The 24137-nt window shown below is 57.0% G+C and carries 20 protein-coding genes and 1 tRNA gene; 14 read left to right on the top strand and 7 right to left on the bottom strand.

From position 1 onward, the window contains the following. Window position 1: 1 nt before the first annotated feature. The 9 genes from FS690_RS10145 (at window position 2) to FS690_RS10185 (ending at window position 11703) form a co-directional block, all read left to right on the top strand. On the top strand, window positions 2-1141 hold the full coding sequence (locus FS690_RS10145; RefSeq protein WP_145339560.1) for a hypothetical protein: 1140 nt from the start codon (window positions 2-4) through the stop codon (window positions 1139-1141). Then, window positions 1119-4526: an ImcF-related family protein gene (locus FS690_RS10150; protein WP_370512305.1), complete on the top strand. Its 3408-nt coding sequence runs from the start codon at window positions 1119-1121 to the stop codon at window positions 4524-4526. Before FS690_RS10145 ends, FS690_RS10150 begins: the two co-directional genes overlap by 23 nt. Next, complete coding sequence (gene tssA / locus FS690_RS10155) at window positions 4523-6106, top strand: type VI secretion system protein TssA (protein ID WP_186368986.1); 1584 nt, start codon at window positions 4523-4525, stop codon at window positions 6104-6106. Before FS690_RS10150 ends, tssA begins: the two co-directional genes overlap by 4 nt. 47 nt (window positions 6107-6153) lie before the next feature. Further along, window positions 6154-6471: a hypothetical protein gene (locus FS690_RS10160; protein ID WP_145339564.1), complete on the top strand. Its 318-nt coding sequence runs from the start codon at window positions 6154-6156 to the stop codon at window positions 6469-6471. Window positions 6472-6488: 17 nt separating this feature from the next. Continuing rightward, the gene (gene tssF / locus FS690_RS10165; RefSeq protein ID WP_145339566.1) at window positions 6489-8237 is read left to right on the top strand and encodes a type VI secretion system baseplate subunit TssF; all 1749 of its coding nucleotides are present in this window, start codon (window positions 6489-6491) and stop codon (window positions 8235-8237) included. Beyond that, window positions 8207-9304, top strand: coding sequence for a type VI secretion system baseplate subunit TssG (tssG, locus tag FS690_RS10170; protein ID WP_108569921.1), 1098 nt, complete (start codon window positions 8207-8209; stop codon window positions 9302-9304). The genes tssF and tssG overlap by 31 nt, the downstream gene beginning before the upstream one ends. Then, window positions 9279-9818, top strand: coding sequence for a type VI secretion system lipoprotein TssJ (gene tssJ / locus FS690_RS10175; RefSeq protein WP_039380439.1), 540 nt, complete (start codon window positions 9279-9281; stop codon window positions 9816-9818). Before tssG ends, tssJ begins: the two co-directional genes overlap by 26 nt. Continuing rightward, window positions 9818-10243 (top strand): type VI secretion system baseplate subunit TssE, encoded by a 426-nt coding sequence (gene tssE / locus FS690_RS10180; RefSeq protein ID WP_071669212.1) that lies wholly within the window; start codon window positions 9818-9820, stop codon window positions 10241-10243. Before tssJ ends, tssE begins: the two co-directional genes overlap by 1 nt. Window positions 10244-10347: 104 nt before the next feature. Beyond that, window positions 10348-11703 carry a VasL domain-containing protein gene (locus FS690_RS10185; RefSeq protein ID WP_145339568.1) on the top strand — a complete coding sequence of 452 codons (1356 nt, stop codon included), beginning with the start codon at window positions 10348-10350 and terminating at the stop codon, window positions 11701-11703. A 368-nt stretch (window positions 11704-12071) separates the two neighbouring features. Here FS690_RS10185 and FS690_RS10190 read toward each other — a convergent pair. Next, window positions 12072-12147: transfer RNA gene (locus FS690_RS10190), tRNA-Ile, on the bottom strand. Window positions 12148-12440: 293 nt separating this feature from the next. Between FS690_RS10190 and mug the strand changes: the two genes are divergently transcribed. Further along, on the top strand, window positions 12441-12968 hold the full coding sequence (gene mug / locus FS690_RS10195; protein ID WP_039380244.1) for a G/U mismatch-specific DNA glycosylase: 528 nt from the start codon (window positions 12441-12443) through the stop codon (window positions 12966-12968). Window positions 12969-13009: 41 nt separating this feature from the next. Here the strand turns inward: mug and rpoD are convergent, their stop codons facing one another. The 3 genes from rpoD to rpsU all read right to left on the bottom strand — a co-directional run bounded on the left by rpoD (window position 13010) and on the right by rpsU (window position 17188). Continuing rightward, window positions 13010-14857, bottom strand: coding sequence for an RNA polymerase sigma factor RpoD (rpoD, locus tag FS690_RS10200; RefSeq protein ID WP_039380242.1), 1848 nt, complete (start codon window positions 14855-14857; stop codon window positions 13010-13012). A 249-nt stretch (window positions 14858-15106) separates the two neighbouring features. Continuing rightward, window positions 15107-16852 (bottom strand): DNA primase, encoded by a 1746-nt coding sequence (gene dnaG / locus FS690_RS10205; protein ID WP_108569916.1) that lies wholly within the window; start codon window positions 16850-16852, stop codon window positions 15107-15109. A 120-nt stretch (window positions 16853-16972) separates the two neighbouring features. Continuing rightward, on the bottom strand, window positions 16973-17188 hold the full coding sequence (gene rpsU / locus FS690_RS10210; protein ID WP_001144069.1) for a 30S ribosomal protein S21: 216 nt from the start codon (window positions 17186-17188) through the stop codon (window positions 16973-16975). 280 nt (window positions 17189-17468) lie between these two features. On the opposite strand from rpsU, the gene tsaD reads away from it, so the two are divergent. After that, window positions 17469-18482, top strand: coding sequence for a tRNA (adenosine(37)-N6)-threonylcarbamoyltransferase complex transferase subunit TsaD (tsaD, locus tag FS690_RS10215; protein WP_039385641.1), 1014 nt, complete (start codon window positions 17469-17471; stop codon window positions 18480-18482). 31 nt (window positions 18483-18513) lie between these two features. Here tsaD and plsY read toward each other — a convergent pair whose 3' ends face one another. Further along, window positions 18514-19116, bottom strand: coding sequence for a glycerol-3-phosphate 1-O-acyltransferase PlsY (gene plsY, locus FS690_RS10220; RefSeq protein WP_039380238.1), 603 nt, complete (start codon window positions 19114-19116; stop codon window positions 18514-18516). 107 nt (window positions 19117-19223) lie between these two features. On the opposite strand from plsY, the gene folB reads away from it, so the two are divergent. Both folB and bacA read left to right on the top strand, forming a co-directional pair. Continuing rightward, on the top strand, window positions 19224-19583 hold the full coding sequence (folB, locus tag FS690_RS10225) for a bifunctional dihydroneopterin aldolase/7,8-dihydroneopterin epimerase (protein ID WP_039380236.1): 360 nt from the start codon (window positions 19224-19226) through the stop codon (window positions 19581-19583). A 190-nt stretch (window positions 19584-19773) separates the two neighbouring features. Beyond that, entirely contained in the window at window positions 19774-20592 is an 819-nt protein-coding gene (bacA, locus tag FS690_RS10230; protein WP_039380233.1) for an undecaprenyl-diphosphate phosphatase, read from the top strand. 18 nt (window positions 20593-20610) lie between these two features. On the opposite strand, the gene FS690_RS10235 is transcribed toward bacA, so the two are convergent. Beyond that, the gene (locus tag FS690_RS10235) at window positions 20611-21843 is read right to left on the bottom strand and encodes a multifunctional CCA addition/repair protein (RefSeq protein ID WP_039380231.1); all 1233 of its coding nucleotides are present in this window, start codon (window positions 21841-21843) and stop codon (window positions 20611-20613) included. 138 nt (window positions 21844-21981) lie between these two features. After that, entirely contained in the window at window positions 21982-22605 is a 624-nt protein-coding gene (locus FS690_RS10240) for a TIGR04211 family SH3 domain-containing protein (RefSeq protein ID WP_094110976.1), read from the bottom strand. A gap of 204 nt (window positions 22606-22809) precedes the next feature. Here FS690_RS10240 and FS690_RS10245 point away from each other — a divergent pair, with 204 nt between their 5' ends. Continuing rightward, a complete protein-coding gene (locus FS690_RS10245; protein WP_039380227.1) occupies window positions 22810-24120 on the top strand; it encodes an inorganic triphosphatase in 1311 nt (436 codons plus the stop codon). Window positions 24121-24137 lie beyond the last annotated feature (17 nt).

Raw genomic sequence — 24137 nt, forward strand, 5'->3', positions numbered from 1 at the left:
GATGAACTGGCCTATTCCGGATTTTAAAAAAAAAGAGATGCCAAAGTTACCCTCAGGTAAATTATGGGGCAGCATTCTTTTGATCCTTTCTTCATCTGGGGCGCTAATTGCTATTTTTCTACTGAATGCTGTTAATTACAAAGATATATTTTTCAATGGATTGCTACCTGCAGTGGTTGTAGGGCTGTTTTTTTTGGGAATAGTATGGTTGCGATATGAGCACTCATCTCATGCTGTAATTTTATGGGATATTGAGACGCAAAAAAATAAACTTCGCTGGCAGCACTGGGCTATGTGGCAAAGGCCGATTATTGCAAGCATAACCCTGTGCCCGGAGGAGGATGGAGTAAAGATGCTAACAGGTCATGTTATTGATATTCCTGCATACCCTCTTAAATGCCGGCGTCTGCACCATAATTTGCCAGATCTGTACTCAAAACTCAGCTTCCTGGATATAAATCTGGAGCAGCAGCTACCGGGATACAGGAATAACCTTTATGAGATCATCGTGCTTCAGACCGATAGCCATGATGCATCTATTGTTACGCAGGCCATATTCAGACAATGGGATATGATGCCAGTTATTCAGAGTAGTGCCGACAAATACTTTTCCGGGTCGGAATCCTGCGCTATTAAAGGAATGACGTTACTGGTCACTTTACAGGATTGGCCTGGCGCGGCTGAAGGTCAATACAGTGAATTTATTAACGCAAAGCTTATTTGTGACGCAGAAAACGTTGATAACTATTCGCCGTATCCAAAAGCAGGTGTAGGAAGGATTCTGCATTCAGATAACCTGATGAAATCACTTGATGTACTGACAGAGTATAACAAGCTTAAATCCTGCGACATCAGGTATGTGTGGTTATCAGCGGTTGAAGAGAAAGATATGATTGAACTCGTGAAGTATGCTGATAAGCACCAGTGGAAAATACCTCCTTACCACCCATTTTTAAGTATCAATCATTCATTTGGCCCCTCAGGCCCGCTGGCTTTTCCGGTTGCGATTTCATTACTTACTGATGCTGCCATCCAGACGGGAGAGATGCAGTTATTGATCTCAGGGAGTAAAGAGGGAACGTATTCACTGTGTCTGGTTACAGGGAGGTTATTCTATGATGGCAGAAGAGCAGCCAGTTAATCGCCGTTTTATCATGCCTGGATATGCAATAGTCGTTATAGCCTTTGCATGTTTGAGTGCATTGTTTATCTACTATTATAAAAACAACATTGAAACTTCGGAGGCAAATAGCAAGTATATCTGGGCTATCTGGATAATATGCGTTTCTTTCCTGGCGCTTATAGTATATTTATCTGATTTTCTACAAAGGAAAAATGCTAAAAAAGTACAGCAGAAGTATGCACCTCAGCAGGTAGTGAATAACAAAAGCTTGTTGCAGGAACAAAAAAAAACAGTGCGAAAGTATAGTGATGCCCTTCATCATATTCGGCATGTTCTTCGCCATCGCTATGGCCGCTTCTGGAAAAAAAGACTCACTATTCTGATTATCGCCGGAAACATCAGGAATGTGGAAAACCTTGCGCCTGGCCTCTCGTCGCAATTGTGGCAGGAAAACAGCGGAACACTGTTACTGTGGGGAGGCGATCCGTTATCAGCCCTGCAGCAGGACTGGCTTGAGGCTATCTGCCAGCTAAGAGGTAAACCTGCAGATGCATTGATTCTGGTGACCTCCACGGCTGACGACATGCGTGATAACGACGCTCTGTTATCAGAAATTCAATTATCCGATAAACACCCGGACGTTACCGCGCAATCGCTGGTGTCAGTGTATAAAACGCTGGGCTGGCGACTGCCGCTTTTCATCTGGGCCCTGCATTCCGGGGCAGACAATCAGCCAGGGCGTATTACACAGGCTGTTGGCTGTCAGTTGCCGGCAGCCAGCACCATTCATCTGGCACTGGCGGAACTTACCGGGCAGCTTATCCTGCAGGGTATTCAGCAGGTGGCAAGTCGCCCGAAGCATCACTTTCTTCTGAGCCTGGCCGATCGACTTAGCCGAAATCATGCATTTGTCATTGCGCAAGTGTCTGCTCTCCTCAGTCCGCGCCGCTCGCTTCCGCTGGCAGGTCTGGTATTTAGTGCTCCTTCTGCAAAAGCTGAGAGCGATATACCGAACTACTGGATACGCGACAACCGCTGGGATGCGCTGCCGCCTTCTTTTTCCTCGCTTCCCGCGCATCTGCGCCCTTTGCGTTATGGCGCGCCATGGCGCGGCTTTCTTACCTCCGCTACCTGTGCGCTGGTACTGCTATGGGGAGCAGGAATGCTGGTGTCATTTGCCAGTAACCGCAGCAGCATCGTGGGGGCGGTTCGGGTAACAGAACATGCTGCTGACAGCAATCAATCTCTGGATCAGCGCCTGGCAGCTTTGGGCACACTGCAGAATATGATTGGACAGCTGCAGTATCGGGACGAACATGGTGCACCCTGGTATAGCCGTCTCGGGCTGAATCAGAACAGGGTATTGCTTTACGCCTTATGGCCCCACTATCGCACGGCAGCTCAGCCCCTCCTGCGCGACGCTGCCGCAGCCTGGCTCACCGGTGCACTGCAGACGTATGCCGCACTCCCGCCTGACAGCCCGCTGCGTGAAACGCAGTCAAAGCAGGCCTATGTGCATCTCAGACTCTATCTGATGCTGACGCGTCCTGAACGTATGGACGCCAGCTGGTTCAGTCAGACGCTGATGCAGAACCGGACACAGCGGCAGGGGCTGGATGAGGCTTACTGGCAGGGAGCCGGGGAGACGCTGCTGGCCTTCTATGCAGAGCATCTGATCACTCACCCCGAATGGGCGCTGAAAGCAGACCCGGATCTGGTCGGGCAGGTACGCACCCTGCTGGTGCGTCAGATGGGGGTAACCAACAGTGAATCGCGGCAGTATCAGCGGGTGATCTCCAAAGTAAAACACCAGTACGCCGATATGCGGCTGGCCGATATGACCGGCGATACGGATGCCGGTCGTCTCTTTATCACTGATGAAATTGTGCCCGGTATGTTCACCCGTCAGGCGTGGGAAGAGGGCGTTAAACCTGCCATTGAAAAAGTGGCGCGTGAGCGGCGTGAAGAGATGGACTGGGTACTGAGTGATGCACCGCCGCCTGCAGATGAGGCGGCTTCGCCTGAGGCGCTGGAAGCGAGGCTCGCCAGCCGCTACTTTGCCGATTACAGTGCAGCCTGGCTGCACTTCCTTAATAGTCTGCGCCTGCAGCCCGCGCCGACGCTCTCCGATGCGATTGACCAGCTCACGCTGATAGCGGACGTCAGGCAGTCGCCGCTGGTGGCGTTAATGAACACGCTCAATGTGCAGGGGCGTACCGCACAGAGCGGCGGCGCGATGAGCGACTCGCTGGTGAAATCTGCACAAAACCTCTTTAGCCGGGAGAAGCGCCCGGTGATTGATCAGCGCAGCGGCCCGCAGGGGCCGCTTGATGCCACGTTCGGGCCGCTGCTGGCGCTGACCGACAATCAGAGCAGCAGCACGATGAATCTGCGCACTTTCCTGACGCGCGTAACGCAGGTGCGCCTGCGCCTGCAGCAGGTCACCAGCGCGGCAGATCCACAGGCGATGACGCAGGCGCTGGCCCGGACGGTATTTCAGGGAAAGAGCGTTGATCTGACTGAGACACGCGACTACGGCAGCCTGGTCGCCGCCGGACTGGGGCAGGAGTGGAGCGGTTTCGGGCAGACGGTGTTTGTGCGCCCGATAGAACAGGCGTGGCAGCAGGTGCTGATGCCGGCTGCAGGCAGCTTCAACGCACAGTGGCAGCAGGCCGTAGTGAATGAATGGAACCGCGCATTCGGTGGCCGCTACCCGTTCAGAAATGTCAGCAGCGAGGTATCACTGCCGCTGCTGGCGAAATATCTCAATGCGGACACCGGGCGCCTTACCCGCTTTCTGCACGCTCGCCTGAGTGGCGTACTCCATCGCGAAGGGACCCGCTGGGTACCGGACCGCATTAACGCCCGCGGTCTGACGTTTAATCCCGCTTTTCTGCAGGCGCTGAATCAGCTCAGTCAGATTGCTGACGTGGTATTTGCCAGCGGTCATGCCGGCCTGCATTTTGAGCTGCGTCCGGGAACGGCAGCAGACGTAATGCAGACTGACCTGATAATCGACAGCCAGAAGCTGACCTACATGAATCAGCAGCCGGTCTGGCGGCGCTTTATCTGGCCTGCTGACACCGACGCGCCAGGCGCGTCGCTGAGCTGGATCAGCACCAAAGCAGGCACTCGTCTGTACGGTGAGATGCCGGGCAGCTGGGGGTTGATCCGCCTGCTGGAAAAGGCGCACGTCAGCGCCAGACCAGGATCGGGCAGCAGCTGGCAGCTCACCTGGCATGCCCCCGACGGGCGGCCGTTAAACTACACCCTGCGTACCGAAGCCGGCGAGGGGCCGCTGGCGCTGCTGAAGCTGCGCAACTTTACGCTTCCGTCCGATATTTTTCTCACCGGCAGCACCCAGAACCCGCCTGGTAACGCTGAATTCATTGAGGAGGAGTGATGCCCCTGCAATCTCTGATTAGCGCCTGCGGCATGGATGCGGAACCGCTCCGCGCGCAGGCTGCTGAGCATATTCTCTTATGGGAGCACTGGCTGCAGCCTGTAAGCACCAGCCATCCTGCCGGTGAAGACCCGACCTATACTGATACGTTTCAGCGGATGCAGGAGGAGATGAACCGCCTGTCCGGCACGGATATGGCACTGATCTGTTCGCTGGCGGAGCAGATACTGACTTCGGAAGCGAAAGATATCCGCGTAGCGGTCTGGTACTGCGTGGCCCGCCTGCAGCAGGATGGCGAAGCGGGGTTTGCTGAGGGACTTGCCTTACTGGCGGGCCTGCTGCAGCGCTTTGGTGACAACCTGCATCCGCAGCGGACGCGCAGTCGCGAGGCGGCGCTGAATTTTATATCCGGCGCGCGCGTGCTGGATACGCTGACGCTCTATCCGGAGGTGACGACCGCGACGGCGCAGCGCACCGTGGCGGCGCTGCTGGCTATTGATGACATCTGCCGGGCACAGGGCGGCATTCATTGCGCAGCGCTTTACAGCGCGCTGGAGTCCCGGCTGCTTAACGCCGGCGGTCCTGATGCGATAGTGCCGCTGACGGCAGCAGACAGCCTGCAAGCAGACGCGTCTTCAGCCTCAGCTGCGCCAGCGCTGGCTGCCATCAGCTCCGGGCGGGAGCTGATGGAACAGGCGCGAACGCTGGCAGCTTATCTGCGCGAGCAGCCAAATGGCGCGCTGGCCGCACACCGGCTGATGAAAACCCTCCGCCATGACACGCTCAGTCAGCTGCCGCTGCTGTCAGGTAACGGCAACAGTTGTGTGACGCCACCAAAATCTGACCAGCGCGCGCTGCTTAAACGCCTCTGGCTCCAGCAGAGCTGGGCCGAGCTGGCTGAGCAGGCGGACAGTCTGTTCAGTCGGGGAACAAACCACTTCTGGCTTGATCTGCAGTGGTATCAGCACCAGGCGCAGCTGAGACTGGGGCATGCGGAATTTGCCGCTATTGTTCAGGACGATCTGAAAGGGCTGCTCTCCCGCCTGCGCGGCCTGGAAACGCTGGCCTTCAGCGACGGCATGCCGTTTGCGGATGAGGTGACGCTGGGCTGGATCCGGCAGCAGGTCATGATAACGGAGAGTGCGTTCGGACCCGATCCCGCCGCTGCGGCGAGCATGCCGGAAGATGAGGTGCTGTTGCTGGAGAGCGAGGCGACTGAGCTGGCAGACAGAGAGGGCATTGCCGCTGCGCTGACCTGGCTGCAGCAGCGGCCCGGTATCCACTCTCCGCGCCAGCAGTGGCTCCTTCGCCTGCTGATGGCACGGATTGCTGAGCAGTCTGGTCGGCAGGAACTGGCACTGCAGCTGCTGGGCGCGCTCGATGCTGGCGCAGAGAGTATGACGCTGGCGGAGTGGGAGCCAGCGCTGTTATTTGAAGTCAAGTCCCGCCGGCTGAAGTTACTGCGTGCCCGCGCAGGCCGGAGTGAAAAAGATAAAGCCCGCCTGCAGTCTGACATGGAACAGCTGCTGGCCGGGCTGGTGACTATCGATGCGGCGCGAGCGTCAGTACTCTTTTCTTAATGCGGTCTGACCTCTTTCTTTAATTTAAATATAAATGGTTCAAAGGAATGATGACATTAACAGAAATACAGAATATGCAGCCGACAGGCTTTCATTATTTTGATAATACGTTTGTCAGCAGGGAAGAAATAAAAGGCGTCATCAATCACGCAGAGCTCGTCAATTTAAAAGGCGCTCAGCTGAGTAAAACTGCCAGTCAGTACGAAATTGAATTGTGGACCGATAAACAGGTCATCAATATTCATGCCGGTAATATTCTGACTAATGTGGTTCTTACCCCGGTTGCGGCTGCAGCGGACATTATTTCCTTCCCGATATCGCTGACGTTTCTCCGGTTTATGACTGGTATGGGTGCGTTCAAATAAGAGAGGCTCGTCAGGATATGAAAGACTTAACGCTGCGCTATTACGATATTGAAATGCGCTATCTGCGCGACGCCGCAAAAGAGTTTGCCGAAACTCACCCTGACCGCGCCGCCATGCTCAACCTGGATCGTGCCGGCACGCCGGATCCCTTTGTGGAGCGCCTGCTGGAGGGGTTTGCCTTTTCGGTAGGACGGTTGCGTCAGAAGATCGATGATGACCTGCCGGAGCTGACCGAAGGCCTGGTCAGCATGCTCTGGCCGCACTATCTGCGCACCATTCCATCGCTCGCAGTAGTGGCGCTGACGCCGGACCTGCCGAAAATGAAGATGGCAGAGACGGCGCCTGCAGGACTGGAGATCTTTTCCCGTCCCGTGGGGCCTAAAAATACCGTGTGTCGCTATCGCACCACGAAGCGGGTCACGCTTAACCCGCTGGCGGTCACCAGGGTTGCTATGGGCACTGAGCCGGATGGGCGCTCTGTGCTGCGCCTGCGCCTGACCAGCAGCGGGCAGGCGGACTGGAGCCAGTGTGACCTGCGCCAGCTGAGCCTGTGGCTGGGAGAAGATCTGCCCGTGGCGACGGCACTGCATCAGAGGCTGACCCGCTGCCAGGCGGCGCTGTACATTCGCGTGGCGGGGCAGCCGGAGCGCAGCGCCTTTGACGGCTGGTTCAGCCCCGGCGGATTTGACGAGGATGACCGGCTCTGGCCAAAGGGGGAGAGCGCTTTCAGCGGCTATCAGCTGCTGCTGGAATACTTCACCTTTCCTGAGAAATTCCGTTTTGTGAATCTGAATGGGCTGGAGACGCTCGCGCTTCCGCCCGGGCTGGCATACGTCGATATCGAGGTGGTATTCAGCGAGCCGTGGCAGAGTGATCTACCGGTGAAAGAGAGCTCTCTGCGCCTGCACTGCGTGCCGGTGATTAACCTGTTTGCACTGGAAGCCGATCCGCTGATTGTGAACGGACTGGAGAGCGAGTATCTGCTGCGCGCAAAGCGCCTGCAGGATGGGCACACGGAAATTTACTCGGTGGATACGGTCAGCGGTTCAGGACTGACCGGTGCGGCTGAGTATGTTCCGTTCACCAGCTTCCGGCACCGGGGCGGCATGATGCGTCGTCTTGCTCCGGAACGTTACTTTCATACCCGCGTGCGCCGGGGCGTCACCGGCCTGCATGACACCTGGCTGATCCTCGGCGGTCAGCAGTGGGAGAAAGACGATCTGCTTTCCCGCGACACGCTCTCGCTGCGCATTACCGGTACCAACGGCCAGCTTCCGCGTCGCGCACTGCAGAGCACGCTGCTGGATCGCTGCGAACAGGTGCTGCAGACGCCGGTGACGGTGCGCAATCTCACCCGCCCGACGCTGCCTGCTTATCCACCCGCTGAGGACCGCTTTCACTGGCGGGTGCTCAGCCATCTCGGCTCTGGCTTTATCAACATGATGAACAGCGCGGAGGTGCTGCGCGGCACGCTGGCGCTCTATAACTGGCAGGATGATGAACGCGGTAACCGCAGGCTGGAGGCGATCCTTGACGTGCAGCAGCATCGTCTGCAGCGGTTTGAGTCGGGTTATCTGCTGCGCGGTCTCGATGTTGAAGTAACGCTCGACAGCAGCGGTTTTACCGGTGATGGCGATATCCATCTGTTTGGTGAAATGCTTAACCGTTTCCTGTCGCTGTATGCGGACATGAATCAGTTTATTCAGCTTTCGCTGATAGTCCGGCCTGAAGGAAAATGTATCCGATGGAAAGAGAATCACAGTTAGCGTCTGCCCGGCTGATAGCACGGCTGGGCGACCAGCTGCCCCGTATGAATTTTTACCGTTTTTGTCAGCTGCTGGAGAGGTGCGATCCTGAAGCGCCGGTTCCGGGCAGCGTCTGGCAGGTGCGACACGAGCCGGTACGGTTCAGGCCGCACCCGGGCATGGGATTTCCGGCTGGCGAAATTCGCGCGGCTGAAACCGCCGGGTATCCGTACCTTCCTCCAACCGTACGCATCAATTTTATGGGGCTGTATGGCACGGCATCTCCGCTGCCGACGCACTATCTCGACGATATCGCCCGGCAGCGTGAAGGGCATGAGGCGCTGCAGGATTTCCTGGATATCTTCAGTCACCGGCTGACTACGCAGTTTTATCGTATCTGGCGCAAATACACCTATCCGGCCACGTTCGCCGCCGGCGGCACCGATGAAACCTCTCAGTACCTGCTGGGGCTGGCTGGCCTGGGAATAGACGGCTGCGCGCAAAACATCGCCACGCCGGTTTCGCGCTTTCTGGCGCTGCTGCCGGTCATGATGTTGCCTGGCCGGACCGCAGAGGGTCTCTCCTCGCTGGTGGCGCTGCTGGCACCGGATACGCGCGCGCAGATAGTGCCGTGGGATCCGCGTCGTATTCCCCAGTCCTGCCGTTTACGTCTGAGCACGCAACAGCCGGTCAGCCTGATGCGTCGTCCGGTCATGGGAACGCATGCCACCGACGTTAACGGACAGGTATTACTGCGATTGCTTACCGATAATCCGGAGGAGATGCGCGGCTGGCTGCCTGGCGGACAGTTACACGGCGATCTGATGGCGCTGCTCCACGTCTATCTGGGAGCAAAGCTGGATGCACGGCTGGAGCTGTGCGTTGACCGCGCCCTGCTGCCGGATGCGCAGCTGAGCTGCCGGAGGGAAGCGGCACAGCAGCTGGGCCGCACCGCGGTGCTGCCTCAGCGGAACCTTAACGCCTCGCATAAACCCGATTTACTCACTATACCGCTCGGGCGTTATCAGCGTGTCCGGGAACAACCTTCAGGGACTAAAACAGATGAACAGGGCGACTACCGCTGGTAAAATAGTTATTCCTCTGATGCTGGCGCTGAGTGCCAGCGGCTGCGGCCTGACGCAGAAAGTATCCGAAGGCACCGCGTCCGTCACAAAATCTCTTTTTTACAAACAAATACGCACCCTGCACCTCGACTTCCGCGCCCGCGAAGGCGCCAACCGCAACGCGCAGGGCGCTGCGCTCTCAACCGTGGTGCGCATCTGGCAACTCAGCGACCGTCAGGCCTTTGACGCCTCCGACTACCCTTCACTGTTAGCGGCTGACAGTCAGGTTCTGAAAGCGGATCTGCTGGCGCAAAAGGCTATCCGGGTGCGTCCCGGCGAATCGGTCAGTATTGATGTACCCATGGAGGAGCGAACAGCGTTTGTGGCGGTGGCCGGGCTGTTTCTGTCGCCAGATACTCAGGATGAGACGTGGCGAATACTGCTGACCCGCGCAGACCTCCACCCGGACAAAGCCAGGGTAATTGAGCTGGGTGACGGCACACTGACGCTGGTAGCGGAAAAAGGGGAAAGACTCTGATGCAGCCTTCACTTTACGACATGCTTTACGGCAATTTCAGCGGCGGCCTGGATCTGGATGCGGTGAGCGAACGGGAACAGGTGATTTTGTCGGTGCTGGATAACCTGCAGCGCATTCTGAACACCCGCGCCGGCGCCCTGGCTCATCTGCCCGATTATGGGCTGCCGGATATGACGCTCATCCTGCAGGGGCTGCCCGGCACCGCACATCAGCTGGTACATATTCTTTCTGACGTATTACTGAAGTATGAGCCCCGGCTGAAACAGGTTGATGTGGTGATGCTGGAACAGACGCAGCCCGGTGAGCTGCGTTATGCCATTGATGCCGGGCTGGACGTCGTAGGTATGGTGCGCTATGGCACTGACTTTATGCCGGGAGGAAAGGTGCTGCTGCGGCATCTGCGCCAGCAGAACGTGATGCGTTAAGCCATAGCCACCAGCCAGATAAGATCGCCGGCCTGGCGCTTCGCCTTTACCTTCCCGCTAACACTCTGATAACGGACCTGCTTCCGGCAGGTCTGCGGATAACTATGACCTTTTCATCTCAGAAACCGCACGTGCTGATGACCGGCGGAGACCCTCGCCTGCATCCCGAATTTATTTGTCTGCAAAACGAAATCAGGAAGCTCAGCCATCCCGCCCGGCCCGATATTAACTGGCTGCAGGTGATGGAGAGCTGCACCCGGCTTTTCGGACAGGCTGGAGCAGATCTGCAGTCTGTTTGCTGGTTTACGCTGGCGCTCTCCCATCTTGACGGCGCTAAGGGGCTGCAGGAGGGGCTCAGGGTCACGGAGGCACTGATGTGCTCACGCTGGCAGACGCTCTGGCCCCACCAGCCTGCAGACCGGATAGCGATCCTGAGAATGCACTTTCAGCGTCTGCAGTTTCTGTTACGCACCTGGCCGGCGGAGAAGCCTGATACGCAGATCGCGCTGAAGGCGTGCGCCACATATCTGGATCTGATTGAGCAGCATCTGGCGCAGGCGGGCCTCAACGCCGCGAGCGGTATCCGCCAGCTGTGCGATAAAGTCAGAACAGCAGCCGAAAACGCGGAGACGTCACCGGGCCAAAGCGACATGGCGACCGCACGCAGAAGCCGCCCGCGCGAGCCGCTTTCCGGCCCGGATCCGGCAACGGCAATGCCTCCGACCTTTATCATTCATCCCGAATCAGAGCCTGAACAGACATCATCAGGGCGTTATATCAGGCCTTTTATCGCCGGCATGGCCGCTATGCTGGTGGTTGTTGCAACAGGCACAGGCGGCTGGCTTTATGCCCGCCAGCCCGGTGAAAATACGCGTATGCTCTCTGCTGCCGTACCCGCGCTTCCTCATTCGCTGACGGAAGAGCAGCGGGCAGGCATCCGGCAGGATCGGCGTATCAACGCAGCAGAGTGGATCAACACCATCAAAACACAGTCTGAACGGCTTGATGCCGCCGGGATTGGCAGGACAGGAAGCTACGGCGCCGACGTTGCGCTGCTGGCCGGCTCGATCTGGCCGGCTGAAGAGTTAACGCGCCGGCTGCTGATGGACGCGCTCGCCAGGAGAGAGGCGATGACAGCCTCGCCGGAAGCGGCAGGTGCCTGGCAGCAGGGGATGGAAAAACTCAGCCTGCTCAGTGAAAAGCTGAATGCGCTTGATGAGAAACGGGGGCGTTACCTGACCGTCAGCGAGCTGAAGTCAGCAATATTTTCCACACAACAGGCATTCAGCCTGCATATCCCCGCTGAAGAGTGGCTGCGCCGCTATGAAGATTCTGCCTCTCCGGCCGGGGAGGCGCAGTTTAAACGGGCAATCAGTGAACTGCAGGCGCGATACGACATGATTCGCCTTCGCAGGGCAGCCGCATTGAGAGGCTCAGCTGCACAGGAGAGCGGCTCTTAAATAAAACCGACGATCTGCTTATTATCAGCGAGTGAATGACAGCGATCCCGACTGATCTACCCCGGCATGCTGCACTGGCAGTGAGCGCTGCGTTCATCGTTATTTTATCGATTTCGTCCGGTGCTTCTCCGGGTGATGTGATAAATCTGACTGGTACAGAGAGCCTGGGTGAGAACAATCTTTACAGCATGCCATAAAGATTTTCACAACAGTAATTCAATCGCTGGATCGTCTTTTCTCGCATTAAGTGGGAAAGTTCTGATATGGCATTGACTCCTGCCATCGCCATTTTGCCGCCACTCTAAAATCAGGAAACAAAAAAGCCACCCTGAAAGGTGGCTTAAACGTATGATTTTCATCATTAAATTTGGTGGCCCCTGCTGGGTTTGAACCAGCGACCAAGCGATTATGAGTCGCCTGCTCTAACCACTGAGCTAAGGGGCCAGTAGTGCGGGGATTATAAAGTATCTGGCAAAGGCGATCCAGCGTTCACCGATCGGTTGATGAAAATTAGCACAATGGTGAGTGATTGATATTAATGAAAAAATCAGCGTGCTGCTGTGACAGGAGTGATTGCCACAGCAGTTTGAGCGTTTTTTTACTGCACAGGCGGTAAAAGAAATCGTTAACTCGTTGGGCGGCTGGCGCAGGGTTTTCACTTATCGCAATCGCCATGCTTTCCCCATCCCGCTGAATAACCTACGCTTTAAGCACGTTTACCAGGTATTCAGAGGCGTATGCAACCCGACCACGACATTCGCGATATTCTCTCGCACGATCTGCAGGTGCTGTTCTGCGGCATCAATCCCGGCAAGTCATCTGCGCATACCGGTTACCATTTTGCGCATCCCGGCAACCGCTTCTGGAAAGTGATCTATCTGGCTGGCTTTACGCGCGAGCTGCTGAAGCCGGAGCAGGAGCGGCGGCTGCTGGAGACCGGCTGCGGCATCACCGCGCTGGTTGAGCGTCCCACCACGCAGGCGAGCGAGCTGAGCGGCGATGAGCTGCGCGACGGCGGGCTGCGGCTGCAGGATAAAATTTTACGGTATCAGCCGCGGGCGCTGGCGGTGCTGGGCAAGGATGCGTATCAGCGTGCGTTCCGGCAGCGTAAAGTGGAGTGGGGCGAGCAGCCGCAGCCGCTGATGGAGACGCGCATCTGGGTGCTGCCAAATCCCAGTGGCCTTAACCGCGCTTCACTGGAGGAGATGGTGGCAGCGTATCGCCAGCTGGCGGATGCGCTGGGTCTGCCGGAGCGCGGGCAATAAAAAACCCCGGCGTGCCGGGGTTTTTGTTTTCCTGCAGACGATTAATCGTCGAGGAAGCTGCGCAGCACTTCCGAGCGGCTCGGGTGACGCAGTTTGCGCAGCGCTTTGGCTTCAATCTGACGAATACGCTCACGCGTTACGTCAAACTGCTTGCCCACTTCTTCCAGCGTGTGGTCGGTGTTCATATCGATACCAAAACGCATACGCAGGACTTTCGCCTCGCGCGCGGTCAGGCCCGCCAGCACGTCGTGGGTCGCAGAACGCAGGCTCTCAGAGGTAGCAGAGTCCAGCGGCAGCTCCAGCGTGGTATCTTCGATGAAATCGCCCAGATGCGAATCTTCGTCATCACCAATCGGCGTCTCCATAGAGATAGGCTCTTTGGCGATCTTCAGCACCTTGCGGATCTTATCTTCCGGCATCAGCATACGCTCAGCCAGCTCTTCCGGCGTCGGCTCGCGGCCCATCTCCTGCAGCATCTGGCGCGAGATACGGTTGAGCTTGTTGATGGTCTCAATCATATGCACCGGAATACGGATGGTACGCGCCTGATCGGCGATAGAGCGGGTGATCGCCTGACGGATCCACCAGGTGGCGTAGGTTGAAAACTTATAGCCACGGCGATATTCAAACTTATCAACCGCTTTCATCAGGCCGATGTTGCCTTCCTGAATCAGGTCAAGGAACTGCAGGCCGCGGTTGGTATATTTTTTCGCGATAGAGATAACCAGACGCAGGTTAGCTTCAACCATCTCTTTCTTCGCGCGGCGCGCTTTCGCTTCGCCGATCGACATGCGACGGTTGATGTCTTTAACCTGTTCGATGGTCAGGCCGGTCTCTTCCTCAATCTGCAGCAGCTTCTGCAGCGAGCGCATGACATCTTCTTCAACATCTTTCAGCTTTTCAGACCACGGCTTGTTCATCGCCAGGGCTGCTTTAAACCAGCTCTCACTGGTTTCATTACCGGTGAACAGCGTAATAAAGTTCTTCTTCGGCATTTTGCACAGTTCAACGCACAGCTTCATGATCAGGCGCTCTTGCGTACGCACGCGCTCCATCATTTCACGCATGTTGTTTACCAGGTAGTCGAACTGCTTCGGCACCAGGCGGAACTGCTTGAAGACTTCAGAAAGGTTGTTGATTTCGGCAACGGCATCAGCGTGGCTGCGGCCTTTCGCCTTAATAACGGTGCGGGCTGCTTCATACTGGGTGCGCAGCTCAAGGAACTTCTCGCGCGCCAGTTCCGGATCGATAGAGTTGTCGTCATCGCTGCTGTCGTCGTCGTCGCTCTCTTCATCTTCCTCTTCGTCGTCATTGCGATCTTCTTCAGACAGCTCAGAACCAACGTGGGTGGCAGTGGGGGCGAGATCTTCTTCAGCGTTAGGATCGACAAAGCCGGTGATGAGATCGGACAGGCGCGATTCGCCCGCTTCCACACGATCGTACTGATCGAGCAGGTAGGTAATAGCTTCCGGATATTCGGCAACAGAGCACTGCACCTGGTTGATACCGTCTTCGATACGCTTGGCGATGTCGATTTCGCCTTCGCGCGTCAGCAGCTCTACGGTACCCATTTCACGCATATACATGCGCACCGGATCGGTTGTGCGCCCGATTTCAGATTCAACGCTGGATAAGACCTGCGCGGCCGCTTCTGCAGCATCTTCATCTGTATCGGAGCTGTTCTCATTCAGCATCAGATCATCGGCATCAGGGGCTTCTTCCACCACCTGGATACCCATATCGTTGATCATCTGGATGATGTCTTCGATCTGATCGGAGTCGACGATATCTTCCGGCAGATGGTCATTGACCTCAGCATAGGTCAGATAGCCCTGCTCCTTACCACGGGTGACAAGCAGCTTAAGCTGTGACTGCGGGTTTTGCTCCATAAGACGGTATCCACACTTCTGTTAATTAGATTGGTGTCGGTCGGCAGCGAGCCAACTATAACAGTGAAGGCATTATGTTTTTGCCGCTGCCTTCAACGCGGCCAGGGCTGCAGCCCCTTTTAGTTCGGCACTTAAGCCGCTTGATATTCGGTCTGAAATCGTTGTGCTCCGGTTCCGCTTATATGGCGTGTAAACCGAAAGCCGCAGGCCAGAACGGGGAATACTCCGCCATTCTGGCCTGGCTGAATCTTATTTTTTCGCTAATGCCTGGCTTAATGCCCAGAATTCGCGCCGCTCAGCGGCACTGAGCCCTTCGGTGCGCTCACGCGCAATCAGCGCTTCCAGGCGCTGCTCCAGCGCAGCATCATATATGCTTGCCAGCGAGTCCTGAAACACCGCTTCGGCTTCCTCATCCACTATCATGTGGTTCCAGGTGGCCAGTGTTTCAAGGGGCTGGCTAAAATTTGTCCCGCGATATAACTCTAGTAGCTGTCCGGTCGTCAGGCCAGGATTCTCTGTGCAGCGGCTGACCAGGTCAACAAACAGCGACAGGCCGGCAAGTTTTGACTGCGCCAGCCCGTCAAGCGTGGGCACAATCGCTGCAAACTGCGGATTCTGCACCAGCAGCGCAATCAGTACGCGCATCGTGGTGCGCTTCAGCGGCGGCGCGACGGGCGGCGTCGCGTTTTCTGCCGCCTTTGGCATCAGCTTGTCTAACTGGTTATCGTCCAGAATGCCGAGTTTATTACCCAGCGTCTGGCGCATATAGATCCGCAGCGTTTCGCCCGGGATCTGACTAATCAGCGGCAGAGCGAGCGTCGCCAGCTTGGTACGACCATCGCGGGTGCTCAAATCCACCTGTGGCATCAGGCTGTCGAACAGAAACACCGAGAGCGGCATCGCCTGCTCCATGCGTGCTTCAAACGCTTCTTTTCCCTCTTTGCGCACCAGCGTATCGGGATCTTCGCCATCAGGCAGAAACATAAAGCGTAGCTGACGCCCGTCATTCATGTAGGGCAGGGCGGTTTCCAGCGCGCGCCAGGCGGCTTCGCGACCGGCCCGGTCGCCGTCATAACAGCAGATAACCGTGTCAGTCGAGCGGAACAGCAGCTGAATATGTTCAGCTGTGGTGGAGGTTCCCAGCGACGCCACGGCATAATCGATGCCGAACTGTGCCAGGGCGACCACATCCATATAGCCCTCCACCACCAGCAGGCGCGCCGGCTGAGGATGGTTTTTTTGTGCTTCATACAGGCCATAGAGCTGGCGGCCTTTATGGAAAATCGGTGTTTCCGGCGAGTTCAGATACTTAGGCGTATCGTTACCCAGCACGCGTCCGCCAAAGCCAATCACGCGACCACGCTTATCGCGGATCGGGAACATGACGCGATCGCGGAAGCGATCGTAGCTGCGGCCTTTATCATTGGTGACCAGCATGCCCGCTTCCATCAGCGACTCGCGGTCTTCCTGCTGCTCTCCGAAACGCTTCAGCACGTTATCCCAGCCGGCGGGCGCATAGCCAATCGCAAAGTGATCGATCACCTGCTGGCTGAGCCCGCGCGAGCCTAAATAGCGCTGGGCCGCCTCTGCTCCCGGACTGCGGAAGCTTTGCTGATAGAAACCATCCAGTTTCTCCAGCAGCTGGTAAAGACTCTGACGCTGATGACGCTCAATCGGGCTGGGGCCGCTGCCTGTTTCGTACGGCACTTCAAGGCCGTGCTGGGTGGCAAGTTCCTCAACGCTTTCCACAAATTCCAGACGATCGTGATTCATCAGGAAATCGATAGCGTTGCCTTTGGCACCACAGCCAAAGCAGTAGTAAAACTGCTTTTCACCGCTGACGGTAAAAGAGGGGGTTTTTTCGTTATGGAATGGACAGCACGCGTGATAGTTCTTACCCTGCTTTTTCAGCTTAACGCGGGCATCGATAAGATCCACGATATCCGTGCGGGCAAGTAAATCATTGATAAAAACGCGTGGAATTCGTCCAGCCATAAGCCCCGATTTTTTTCAGCTCTTAAACGGCAACAAGCCGCGCTTCCTTTCGGAAAGCACGGCCTCTTACTTGACTCTGTCTGCGTTTAACACGCGGCGGAAGCGAACTTCCGAAAGAAATTAGTACAGACGAGTGCGGCGTGCGTTTTCGCGAGCCAGTTTCTTGGCGTGACGCTTAACTGCTGACGCTTTAGCGCGCTTACGCTCGGTCGTTGGTTTTTCATAAAACTCACGACGACGAACTTCAGCCAGAACGCCTGCTTTCTCGCAGGAACGCTTGAAGCGACGCAGTGCTACGTCGAATGGCTCGTTTTCACGTACTTTAATTACCGGCATGTAACTCTCACCTCGATAAAATTCGGTTTTTGCTGCTGACTGCGGCGTCAGCACATCTCAAAATGGTGCAGCATTTTACTCCAGCCGGGGCCAGCTTGTAAAGCACCATGGACAATTTAGAACCAACAGGAGCGTTTGCCTGTGCGGCTGCCGGTTTTTTCAGGCCGTGGAGTATAGCGCACTCTTTATGCGGCAGAAAAACACTTTTTCCCGTCAAAGTAGTCCGGCGGCAGATTTGCCTGTGCTACACTGCGCGCCGCAAGAAGAGGGTAATAAAGCTATGCGAGTTCTGGGTATTGAAACGTCCTGCGATGAAACCGGCATCGCGATTTATGACGATGTGTCCGGTCTGCTGGCGAATCAGCTGTATAGCCAGGTGAAGCTACATGCTGACTACGGCGGCGTTGTGCCGGAACTGGCATCGCGCGACCATGTACGTAAAACGGTGCCGCTGATACAGGCCGCGCTGAAAGAGGCAAACCTGCAGGCCAGCGATATCGATGCGGTCGCCTATACCGCCGGTCCGGGTCTGGTGGGTGCACTGCTGGTCGGCGCCACGATTGGCCGCGCGCTGGCGTTCGCCTGGAATGTGCCGGCAGTCCCGGTACATCATATGGAAGGCCATCTGCTGGCTCCGATGCTGGAGGAGAATCCGCCGGCGTTCCCGTTTGTCGCGCTGCTGGTCTCCGGCGGACATACGCAGCTTATCAGCGTCACCGGTATCGGCGAATATACGCTGCTGGGCGAGTCAATCGACGATGCGGCGGGTGAGGCGTTTGATAAAACGGCCAAGCTGCTGGGTCTGGACTATCCGGGCGGCCCCATGCTGTCGCGCATGGCGCAGCAGGGTGTTGCGAACCGCTTCCGCTTCCCGCGTCCGATGACCGATCGCCCGGGCCTCGATTTCAGCTTTTCAGGGCTGAAAACCTTTGCGGCAAATACTATTCGCGAGCATGACGGCGACGAACAGGCGCGGGCAGATATCGCCCGCGCATTTGAAGATGCGGTCGTGGATACGCTGATGATCAAGTGCAAACGCGCGCTGGAGCAAACCGGCTTTACGCGGCTGGTGATCGCCGGTGGCGTCAGCGCCAACCGCACGCTGCGCGCGCGAATGGCAGAGATGATGAGCGCACGCGGCGGCGAGGTGTTTTATGCCAGGCCTGAGTTCTGCACCGATAACGGCGCGATGATCGCCTATGCCGGCATGGTGCGTCTGAAGGGCGGCACACGGGGTGAGCTCGGCGTCAGCGTCCGTCCGCGCTGGCCGCTGGCGGAACTGCCCGCTATCTGAAAACAAAAAACCGGCGCGCAGCCGGTTTTTTTTATTCTTTCTTTTTTTTCCGTTTCCAGACGCGATTTTCCTGTCCGCGCCAGAGCCGCTGAATATTGTCATGATGCCGCAGCAGGATCAGGCAGGAGAGCATGGAAACCGGAAACGTAAACTGCGGCTTGAACCACCAGACGTAGAACGGGGCGATCAGCGCGCTGACAATGGCACCCAGCGAGGAGTAGCCGCTCAGCAGCACGGTCAGCAGCCACGTCCCGGTCATCAGGCCGGTAAGATCCCAGCCAATCGGCGCAATCGCGCCAAACGCCGTCGCCACGCCTTTGCCACCGCGAAAGCGGAAAAAGACCGGATAGATATGACCCAGGCAGGCAGCTATCGCGGTCAGGCCAAGATACATAGGCGTCACGTGCAGCATCCAGGCGATCCAGACCGGAACCATTCCTTTGGCCACATCAAATATCAGTACCGCTGCTGCTGACGCTTTGCCGCCGATGCGCAGGACGTTTGTGGCGCCAGGGTTACCGGAGCCTGAGATACGCGGATCGGGCAAGCCTGCGAGTTTACAGACCAGTATCGCACTGGAAATCGAGCCGCAAAGATACGCGAAAATAATCATACCAAGCGCGATAGCACTCATAGCGTCGTACCGTTCCTTTTGGGTCGTTTTGTTGCCGGTAAGCGTGGATAATACGCATAATCCGCCGGAAGTGGTATCCGGCCTGGCCAAAAACAGAGAGTGACATCATGGATATCGTATTTATAGAACAACTCACCGTGTTCACCACCATTGGCGTATACGACTGGGAACAGGGCATGCAGCAGAAGCTGGTGCTCGATGTCGAAATGGCCTGGGACAACCGGCGTGCCGCGGCCAGCGACGATGTCAGCGACTGTCTGAGTTATGCCGATGTCACCGACGCCATCCTCTCGCATCTGCAGGGAAACCGGTTTGCGCTGGTCGAGCGCGTCGCAGAAGAAATCTGCGATCTGTTGATGAATCGTTTCAAAACGCCCGGCGTGCGTATCCGGGTAGGTAAGCCGGGTGCAGTAGCCCAGGCGGCGAGCGTTGGCGTGCGTATTGAGCGCGGGACAATTCCTAAATAAACCCCCTGTGATTGCCATCACAATGAAACCAAATCAAATTATGGTGTGTCTTAGCTGAGGCCGTTGCGTTAAGCGAAACGAAGTGGCAGAAAACCCTAAGGTTTTCTTCAGATCAACGCCGGCATAATTTCAGGCGGTAGCAGTTTGCGACCGCCTTTTTACTGTTTAAAACGGATAGGGGAAAATTTTGATGGCAGATATGCATCAGCTATGGGTCGCTGCGATCCTCGGGGTCGTTGAGGGGCTGACCGAGTTTCTGCCGGTCTCATCCACGGGCCATATGATTATTGTCGGGCACCTGCTGGGATTTGAGGGCGATAAAGCAGAGACGTTTGAAGTGGTGATCCAGCTCGGATCAATTCTGGCAGTGGTCGTAATGTTCTGGCGACGTCTGTTTGGCCTGATCGGTATCCATTTTGGTCAGGAGCGTCATGAAGGTACCGGTACCGGTAAGCTGACGCTGATCCACATTCTGCTCGGGATGATCCCGGCGGTGGTAATCGGTTTACTGCTGCACGATCAGATTAAAACGCTGTTTAATCCGATCAACGTCATGTATGCCCTGGTGGTGGGCGGTGTGCTGCTGCTGGCGGCAGAGTTCCTGAAGCCAAAACAGCCAAAAGCGGTGGGCGTGGATGATATCACCTATCGTCAGGCGTTTATGATTGGCTGCTTCCAGTGTCTGGCGCTGTGGCCGGGCTTTTCCCGCTCGGGTGCGACGATTTCGGGCGGTATGCTGATGGGCGTCAGCCGCTACGCAGCGTCGGAATTCTCTTTCATTCTCGCCGTGCCGATGATGATGGGCGCGACCGTGCTGGACCTCTACAAAAGCATGGGCTTCCTGACGATGCAGGATTTCCCGATGTTCGCAGTGGGCTTTATTACTGCGTTCATCGTGGCGCTGCTGGCAATCAAAGTCTTCCTTGAGCTGATCAAGCGTATCTCGTTTGTATCGTTCGCCATCTATCGTTTTATCGTTGCAGCAGCGGTTTACGCCGTGTTTATGTAACAGCGGTTGCGCGGCGGGTTATGCCGGCCGCGCACCAATCAGCGTCTCTTCAATAGCCGCAATCCGGCGCCTGCCCAGCTCTTCCCGCACCTCTGCGCCTTTAAAGCCTGCTGCAATCACCTGCTGCACCGGTACCGCCTGCGCGAGCGCAAACGCCTGACGCAGATAGTTACCCTGCGGATAGGGCATACTCTCGAGCGTGGCGCGTCCGCGCGCGTCCGCCTCACTGGTCAGCGCCATCTTTTCCACCCGCTCCGGCTTACGCCAGGCGTCGATGCGATCAAACAGCGCTACCAGCGCCGCCGCTGACTGCCGCTCAATGGTGTGCACGATGTCATGGAACTCTGTCACGATTAGCGCCAGATCGCGTACGTGATTAGGGACGCGCAGCCGCTGGCACAGGGCGGCGACAAGCGGGACACCCGCCGGGCCATGACCGTGATGCGACGGCCACTTCTCCGGAGGAGTCAGCGCCTTGCCCACATCGTGAAACAGCGTAGCGAAGCGCACGTCGAGCTCATCAGAGAGCGCGGCCGCCAGCGTCAGCGTCATCAGCGTATGCACACCGGTATCGATCTCAGGGTGCCACTTCGGCGGGGCAGGAATGCCGTACAGATTATCGATCTCCGGAAAGAGCACCTGCAGTGCGCCACAGTCGCGCAGTGCCTGGAAATAGACCTGCGGATTGCGCGTCAGCAGTGCATTTTCCGTCTCTTTCCAGACGCGCTCTGCCGTCAGATGCGCCAGTTCGCCGCTGGCAGCCATCTCTGCCATTAGCGCCTGCGTTTCAGCGGCAATGCGAAAGCCAAGGTGGGCATAGCGGGCGGCAAACCGCGCCACGCGCAGCACGCGCAGCGGATCTTCGCTGAACGCTGCCGAAACGTGACGCAGCGTGCGACTGGCAAGATCGCGCTGGCCGTGGCAGGGATCGATCAGGCTGCCATCTTCCGCCTGCGCGATGGCGTTAATGGTCAGATCGCGCCGCTGCAGATCCTGCTCCAGCGTGACGTCGGGCGCGAAGTGCGTGATAAAGCCGGTGTAGCCGCTGCCCTGTTTGCGCTCGGTGCGCGCCAGCGCATACTCTTCACGGCTGTGCGGATGTAAAAAGACCGGAAAATCGCGGCCTACCTGCTGATAGTTCTGCGCCAGCATCTCATCAGGCGTGGCGCCAACCACCACCCAGTCACGATCTTTTACCGGCAGCTGCAGTAAGGCATCACGCACCGCACCACCGACCAGAAAGGTTTTCACTCAACAACTCCAGAGGTATTCAGATAACTGCGCGTCAGGCGCCTGTTTCGTAATTGTTGCATACTTTGGCGGAAAAGCGGGCATGCGAAAGGGGGCATCTGGCGATCCCCCCCGGACAAACGGCTGGCGTGCGGCAGATTAATTCATCCAGCGATCTTTCTTTTTACGGCGCGGCACCATATGTGGCAGCAGCAGGCCCAGCAGCAGGCCAACGCCCAGTACGCCGCCCCCGTACATAAACCACTGCATAATGATGGTGCGCTGTTTGTCATCCAGCTGTACGTTGGCTGCGCTCACTTTTTTCTGCGCCACGATCAGCTCATTTTTGAGCTTCTGGTTTTCCTGTTTCAGACCATCAATCGTGCCGTCGCTGTTAGCGACTTTGTTCTGCATTTCTGACGTGCGCTGATTCCAGCTGTTGTCAATATTAGCCAGCTTATCAGTCAGATCTTTAACCTGCTGCTCCAGCTGCGGCACACGGGTGCGCAGGCTCGGGGTCGCGCTGAGCTGCGACAGCGGGATCCAGTTGGTTTTGCCTTCTGCATCGCGGATTTGCGCATACTGCGCATCGCTGTTGGTCTGCAGTACGGTAACTTCTTCCCCGGCGTTCAGCTTACCGACCAGGCGATACTGATCGCCCGGACCGCTGCGTACCCAGGTTGATAACTCATCGGAGATATAACGCTTTTCATCAGCAGCGTGAGCGGGGGTGATGGCGCTGAAAGCCAGCAAAGAAAGGGCGGCAAGTGTAATTTTTTTCATTCGATGTCGTATTTTCTTGATGGGCGTAAATTTACCGGCACAGTCTGGAGTTGCCTCGCATAAATCTGAATGAGAACTATCCTGGTCTCAATCCGGCGCGAAAAGGGGCGTAAAAGCACAAGAAAGCCGAGACAGCGTGCTTGTGGTGCATTACTCTCGCCAGATTAACCGTATAAGTGCCAGCAGCGTAGTAAATAAAAAATTATGACCACTGAAATCGAATTAAAGTTCATTGCCACCCCGCAGGCTGCCGCCACCCTGGCAGAGACACTGGCCGCCTGGCCGCATCAGCATGAAGCCGCCCGCGAGCTGACGAATATCTATTATGAAACGGACGACAACCAGCTGCGCCGCTGGGATATGGGGCTGCGCATCCGGGGTGTGGACAAGCGTTATGAGATGACGCTTAAGGCGGCGGGTCAGACGCTGGGCGGTCTGCATCAGCGCCCGGAGTACAACGTGGATATAACGGCGCCGCAGCTTGATATCGCCCGGCTGCCGGCAGAGATCTGGCCGCAGGGTACTGATATTGCCACCCTGCAGCAGCGGCTGCAGCCGCTATTCAGCACGCATTTCCGGCGCGAAACCTGGACGGTAGAGGCAGGTAACAGCACGATTGAAATTGCCTTCGATCAGGGCAGCGTGGCGGCCGGCGAGCTTAGCGAACCGCTGTGTGAAGTTGAGCTGGAGCTTAAACAGGGCACGCCTGCCGATCTGCTCAGGCTCGCGCAGACGCTGGCAGCGGGCGGCGGACTCCGTCCCGGCAGCCTGAGCAAAGCCGCGCGTGGCTATCAGCTGGCGCAGGGTGACGCGCTGCGCCCGGTTCGGGCGCTGCCGCTGCTGAAAGTGACGCCAAAAGCGACAGTAGAGCAGGGGATGATCGCCGCGCTCAGCGCCGCGCTGGATCACTGGCAGTATCATGAAGAGGTCTGGCTGCGCGGTAATCCGGCTGCGCGACACGCTGTGCTGGAGGCGCTGGAAACGCTGCGTCAGGCGTTTTCTCTGTTTGGTGCGCTGGTGCCGCGTAAGGCTAACAGCGAGCTGCGCCAGAAGCTGACCCGTCTTGAGGAGCTGCTGCAGGATGATGCTATCAGTGCGGAAACCCTCTGTTTCTCTGCCACCTCAGTCGAGGCGCAGATGGCGCTGACGTGCTGGCTGGCAGAAGCGCAGTGGCAGCCGTGGATCGACAGCAAAAACCAGATCAAGCTGCAGGGCTCTTATAAACGCTTTTGCGACATCATGCTAAGCCGCGTGGCTGCGGATCTGCGGGAAACCTTTACGGATGTAAAACTGGTCAGCGAGTTTCAGGATAAGGCCACGCGTCTGCAGCGGCAGCTGCTGGCTGTCTGTCTGCTGGCGGCGGCGTATCCGGCTGAAGAGGTATGCCAGTGGATGGCGGGATGGCAGGAGCTGCAGCTCGCCATCCGGGAAAAACAGCAGCACGGCCTGATTCAGCTCGCTACGATGGCCATGCGCCAGCCGCCATTCTGGCTGAGCAGCGGCGTCAGGCGTTAACGACACTATGTAAAATT

The organism is Pantoea sp. PSNIH1 (assembly GCF_007680655.1).
GTDB lineage: Bacteria > Pseudomonadota > Gammaproteobacteria > Enterobacterales > Enterobacteriaceae > Pantoea > Pantoea eucrina.